Here is a 5,803-nt window from a genome sequence, read left to right as displayed (position 1 = left end):
CTCCGGCTCCGCTTCGCTCCACCTACGCCCGGCAATGGCGGCGGAGGCGACGATGCACTAACTATCTACCCGGACCACCCGGTGGGGGCTGCTCAGCGTCTAGCTTGAAATAGCAGTGCTGCGGACTGCCCATCTCCTCCTCAACCAGCTTGCGCCAGCCTTGCTCCTCCTCATTGAGCACGACGCGCCGCATGGGCAGCAGGCTACGAAAATGCCGGACCGTGGATTCGGCGGCGATCGTGCTCTGAACGAAGGTTAGGGTCTTGAGGCCGTCCTCGGCTGCCGCCGCCGCGATCGTGCCGGCGACGATGTTGCCGTTCGGCGTCATATACCAGTCCCCAAATTTTTCCGACACGCCGGTCGCGAACGGCACCGCCTCGTCGAGCAGCGCCATCAGCGCATAGTCCTCGCGATTGCGGGTCGCCCAGGTCTGTCGCAAGCAGAAAAAGGCAAAGGGCGGCGCAACGAGACGGCTTGCGAGAGACTTGGGCACGCCCTTAGTGGTGGCGGTGAGTTTCTCTGTGGCGAGCAGGTCATTAAGCTCGGTAATACGCGCGGCGTCATAGGCAACGCAGCCGCGGGCCTGGCGGGTCGGCTTCCATGCGAGATCGAGCGGCAGGCACTGGCGGCCGGTGAGCTCGGCCACCCAGCCAGCCATCTCTCCGGCGTTCTGCATCATCGCCGATACGAGCAGCAGATCGGCATCGGGCGCATAGCTAGTGAGATTGAGGATGCACAGCATTGCGTCAATCGCCCGGCGGCTGCGGTCGGATTCCCGAGGATGAAGGAGGTGACACTCGTCGAACACCACTAGCGCGACCTGCGCGAACGCTTCCGGCTGTATCGACTGCAGCACGAGACAGCGCTCGGGCGTGGTGACGATGATCTCCGGAAGCTCGAGGACGTCGGAGAAGGTGATCTCGTCGTCGAGATCGCCGAGCACGGTAAAGTCCTTAAACGCATTGCCAAGCGTGAATGCGGTCTGGTCGACCAGCGCCAATGTCGGGGCGAGCACAACGACCTGTCCGCCGCCAAGCAGCGCCGCAGCGATCTTGAGTTCGGCCAGCGTCGACTTGCCGCCCCCGGTCGGGAAGCTGACCGCCGCCGAAACGCCCTTTGCGAGATAGCCTTTCTCCAACGCCTCGCGGTGATTCCGCCAGAGATATGGGCGCTTCCGCGCAGCCCTGCGAATGACCTGCCACCACGAGCCCGGATCGACGCCAATCGGCGCAGGAACCCGGCACAGTGCTGCTTCGGCCAGATCGCCCGACACCGCGAGCAGCAGCTTGGCAATGTGAAGCGGGCCGGGAAAAGCGCTGAAGACCTGGGGACCGTCCTCTTCGAACACGTCTTCGATCAGGGCGACGGAGAGGTCGCGCACTTGGGCGAAGATGCGGCGCGATACGGGGATCGCATCCACCGCGACGTCCTCGCGTGGTGCGACGAGTAGCTCGCGCGCGAGCTGGATGACGCCCGTATGCAGCCGGCGCAGCAGCGCCTCCACGGCGATACCGCTCGCGCTCGTATCGGATGGAGGATCGTAGAATTCGAAGTTGTCTTCATCGACCTCGCTGGTGATCACTTTGCGCAGACGGCCGGTGGCCAAGTCGCAGATCGCGGTCACCAATCGACCCTTGGCGCTCAGATCGCCATCCGGGCGCTTGAGCCGCTTGGCCATCTCGGCAGCGTCGCTTTGCGAATCCGCGATCAGGAATAGCAGCGTCGCGCAGATGTCGTGATCGGCATGGATCGCGTTGATGCTGGAGAAGCGCGTCGCGCCGTCGGCGACAACGGTCTCGGCCATCAGGCACAGTTGGTGCGCGGTGCCGGCCACGAATGCGGCCGAGGCGCGGTCGGCACGCTCCGGCGTGGTTGCAACGAGCAGCTCCTGCGCCGCTGCCAAACGGCGCATCTCGTTGAGCAGTTCGATAACGGCTTCGCCGCGTTGCTCAAGGGTTGCGACACCTCGCAACCGGACTCGCGCCGCGACGATTTCGGCGAAGGCATTGGTGAAGCGTTGGGGCAGCTCGGAAAAGTCGAGATCGCCAAGTGGCGGTGCACGGCTGATAAGGTCAATCGTGACAGGATCAAACATCGTCTCGCCATGCCTCGATTTGCTTGATCGCCTTCGCCGAAAATGCCTTCATCCAGTCACGCAGCTTCGGGATCGCAATGGTTTCCGCTTGTCGGCGAACCGCGAGCCCGGGCGCCACCTCGTCAAACCCTTTGAACAGCGCAGCGCGAGCGTCGTCATTGTCGTGAGCGGTGTCGGCGGTGACCGCGACACGAAAATGCCGGGCTTCGTCCCAAGCGATCCGTTCCACCGCACCATCGATGTCGAGCTCGGGGAATCGTTGCTGGTGGGCTTCGAGCAGGCCGCCAGCCTCCGGGATCAGTTCGTTCATGCGCAATCCGCCTTCCAGGTCCCGGATGCCCTTCCACACATCACCAGCGATCGTACTGCGCGGGTTCTCCGTGGCCTTGTCCTCGAAAATCATCACCGCTGTGACAGTCTGGCCGGACTCATCGAGCTTTAACTGGAAGCCGTCGAAGCCCTTGTGCGCGTGTATCATGTGCGGGGCACGGATCACCGCTCCGGCTTCGACGCGGTGCGCCGCAATCCAAGAGATCGCCTGGAAGACCCAGCCATCGCGATGATATGGCGGCTTGTCCTTCGGCACGGTCAGCAGCCTGATCGCTCCGGCCGCCGTGTCGGCGCGGGTGTCGGGCGGCCGCTTGTCGATACCGGTCAGGATCGCTGCTACATGCCGCGCCTGCCCGAGCGCCACCCGCGCAACCTTGCCGGCAAGATCGGCCTCGTCGGCAACGGTCCAGCGCGAGCCGTGACACAGCGTTCCATGCGATATCGGTATTAACGTCAGAGGCATCGCGCCTTCGGCAACCCCAGCCCATCCATGGCCCGCTCCCAAATGATGCCGAACCCCGGCATCCGTGGAGATATATAGATCGGCGCCCTCACTGAAAATACATCGAAGTCGATGTGTAGCATCTTAAATGCAATTGAACCCAAGCCGCCCTGATTACGTTCGGAGCCGATCGCGTGCAGAATGTACAATCGGGAGGTCAAACTCTTTCCACGAAGTCGAGTAACTAAACTGATAGGCGAAGCGCGCGGCAGCCGCGGGCTGGCGCTCTATTTGTTCTTGCGTGCCCACAGGCACGCATCGACGTAGTCCCTGCACGTATCGAGACGGACATCCGAGCAACATAGGAGGCGCCGCCTAGGCGGCCTGGCCATCGTCAAGCACCGTTCCTACCGGCTCGAATGATACGATTTTCGCAAGCTCTCGAGCCCCGGCGGCCCGCAACGTTAGGGTCCGAGGCCGCGCCACCTGCGTCGAGATCGACGACAAGGATCTTCAGGTCAATCTGAGGAGGCGGCATCGAGCTTGTGCTAGGTTGTCCAGGAAGACGGGATCAAAGCGGCACCTCCGCGCCAGTTCGCCACCTCCTCAACGCCGTCAACGCCGCCCCAAGTGTCACGATCCGCATGGTCGAGGACGATAATCTGCAGTCCGGCCAAGCCCTGGCGAGCCTGCGCGAGCGTCTGGAAGATGCGACGCGTCCGTTCCAGGTCCTCCCTGCTTTCCTCCACGTCCCGGCTCCCGTCCTTTTCGACAAACTCCTTGTAGGTGTCGCTCGGGAAATAGACCTGACTGGGCTGGTCGATCACCAGAAACGTAGGCACCGGGTTGTTCCCGCCTCGCCGGAGGAACACGTGGTGGAGCGCCAGCATGGTCGCAAGATGGTAAGCCATCCAGTTCTCCCCACTGCCGATCTCCCACAGGAAGTCGGGATGGTTCAGTCCGTCGCGCTGAAACTTGATGTTGAGCTCGCGCTGATCGAAGATCGGTACGCCTTCCGCCCCGCTGATGCCGAGCAACTCAATCGTCCTACGGACGGTCGAGGTTATCAGGCGGCTGACATCACCCTCGCGCTCCCTACGCAGGCGCAGGAGGCGCTTGCCGATCTCGTCCGGCTGCTCGCGCATCAGGCAGCAAGAGAGGCTCATCGGGAAGCGCAGGATTCCCGGCGCCTCGAAGTTATGAAAGAATAAGTCATGCTGACTCCCCTACCCCGCCGCATCGCGCTCTACGGCCGTCACTCGACCATCATGCAGACCGCGTCATCAAGCGCTGATCAGGTTGCGGCCTGTGCACCGCTGGTCAGCTTTCTGGGCGGAAACGTCGTGGCGACCCAGCTTGATCCTCAGTTGTCAGGTTATCGCCGCAATCGCCCAGGACTACAGCTGTTGCTGCGCGCAGCGGAAGCTGGCGAAATCGACATCATCGTCTGCGAGTCGCTCGACCGGCTGGCGCGTGATGCAGAAGACGTGGCCTGGCTGGGCAAGAAGCTCGCCTATCACCGCGTCCAGCTCCACACGGTTAGCGAAGGCCATGTCGACGAGATCAAATTCGCAGTGGCAGGGCTACTCGGATCGATCTTCCTGAAGCATCTCGTCGACAAGACGCTGCGTGGCATGGAGGCAGCCGTGCTTGCGGGGCGGTTCGCCGGAGGGCGTGCATATGGATACAAGCGGATGGTGCGGCTCGATGCGAGCGGAGAGGTTCAACGCGGGCTGCTTGAAATTGACGAAGCGCAGGCCGAGGTGGTGGGCCGCATCTTCGCATGGTTCGCCGCGGGGTTGTCCTCTATTCAGATCGCCACCCGGCTGAACGACGAGGGCGTGCCGGGCCCCCGTGGTGGGGAGTGGAACGCCTCGACGATCCGAGGCGATCCCGCCAAACTAGTCGGCATCCTCAACAACCCGCTCTATGTGGGACGCCTAGTATGGGGGCGCCGGGAGTGGCGCAGGAACCCCGACAGTGAGAAGCGCGAACGCCGCTATCGGCTCCGTGACCAGTCTGAGTGGGTCGAGGTTGCGGTCCCTGACCTGCGGATCATCGACGATACTGTCTTCGAGGCCGCGCGCGATGAAATCGAACGCCGCAAGCGCCCGGCAACCGCATCGTCGACGGTCGGCAGCAAGCGCGCAAAGCATCTCCTGTCCGGGCTCATCCGCTGCGGTTGTTGCGGGGCAAACTATACGATCAGCGGGAAGGATTATTACCGCTGCGCTGGTCAGAAGGAGCGAGGCACGTGCGGTAATCGTGTTTCCGTGCGCAAGGAACCTCTGGAGGCCGCGACGCTGGCGGTTCTGCAGGAGCATCTGCTGACCGAGAACCATGTGCGCCTATTTATAGAAGAATTCGAGCACGAGATGCAGCGATTGGGCCGCCAGGACGCGGGCATGGAGCACGCAGCTCAACACCGCCTCAAGCAGGTCACTACTGAACTCGACAATCTGTACCAGAACCTGCTCGCTGGCATTGCCAGTCCGGTGCTCCGGGCGATGATCGCGGAGCGAGAGGCGGAGAAGGAGCGGCTGGAGGCACAAAGAGTTGCAACAACTACCGGGAAACCGATCGTAGTCTCCCTGCCCCACCCGGTGCTTGTGGACCGCTTCCGGAGCAAGGTTGCGGCACTCCGCCAGTCGCTCGACGACGAAGCGATCCGGACCGAGGCTGCGGCAGTGATGTCGACGCTCATCGAAAGCGTGACGATCTGCCCCGACGAACCCGGCGGCCCGGAGGCGGAGGTGGTCGCCAAAGTATCGGACCTGCTAGCCTGGGCCACAAACGACAACGCCGCCCCAAGGGGCGGCGTGATGTCGAGTTCTACAAAGGTGGTTGCGGGGACAGGATTTGAACCTGTGACCTTCAGGTTATGAGCCTGACGAGCTACCGGGCTGCTCCACCCCGCGACGGTTCCTGTTGAGGAA

4 protein-coding genes and 1 tRNA gene are annotated in these 5,803 nt (G+C 62.9%); all 5 read right to left on the bottom strand.

Features of this window, described 5'->3' with window-relative positions; all coding sequences use genetic code 11:
* Positions 1-61 precede the first annotated feature (61 nt).
* The 5 genes from C8J42_RS19870 to C8J42_RS19845 all read right to left on the bottom strand — a co-directional run bounded on the left by C8J42_RS19870 (position 62) and on the right by C8J42_RS19845 (position 5,785).
* Positions 62-2,095 carry a DEAD/DEAH box helicase gene (locus C8J42_RS19870; RefSeq protein ID WP_243644643.1) on the bottom strand — a complete coding sequence of 678 codons (2,034 nt, stop codon included), beginning with the start codon at positions 2,093-2,095 and terminating at the stop codon, positions 62-64.
* Positions 2,088-2,930 carry a hypothetical protein gene (locus C8J42_RS19865; protein WP_243644642.1) on the bottom strand — a complete coding sequence of 281 codons (843 nt, stop codon included), beginning with the start codon at positions 2,928-2,930 and terminating at the stop codon, positions 2,088-2,090. Before C8J42_RS19865 ends, C8J42_RS19870 begins: the two co-directional genes overlap by 8 nt.
* A gap of 485 nt (positions 2,931-3,415) precedes the next feature.
* A complete protein-coding gene (locus tag C8J42_RS19860) occupies positions 3,416-4,012 on the bottom strand; it encodes a DUF3732 domain-containing protein (RefSeq protein WP_243644641.1) in 597 nt (198 codons plus the stop codon).
* A 252-nt stretch (positions 4,013-4,264) separates the two neighbouring features.
* Positions 4,265-4,420, bottom strand: a complete 156-nt coding sequence (locus C8J42_RS20590; RefSeq protein WP_243644640.1) for a hypothetical protein — start codon at positions 4,418-4,420, stop codon at positions 4,265-4,267.
* A 1,288-nt stretch (positions 4,421-5,708) separates the two neighbouring features.
* Positions 5,709-5,785: transfer RNA gene (locus C8J42_RS19845), tRNA-Met, on the bottom strand.
* Positions 5,786-5,803 lie beyond the last annotated feature (18 nt).

Origin of the sequence: Sphingomonas sp. PP-CE-1A-559 (assembly GCF_004340965.1) — a bacterium.
Lineage (GTDB): Bacteria > Pseudomonadota > Alphaproteobacteria > Sphingomonadales > Sphingomonadaceae > Sphingomonas.
This window is presented reverse-complemented; position numbering and strand designations above follow the sequence as displayed.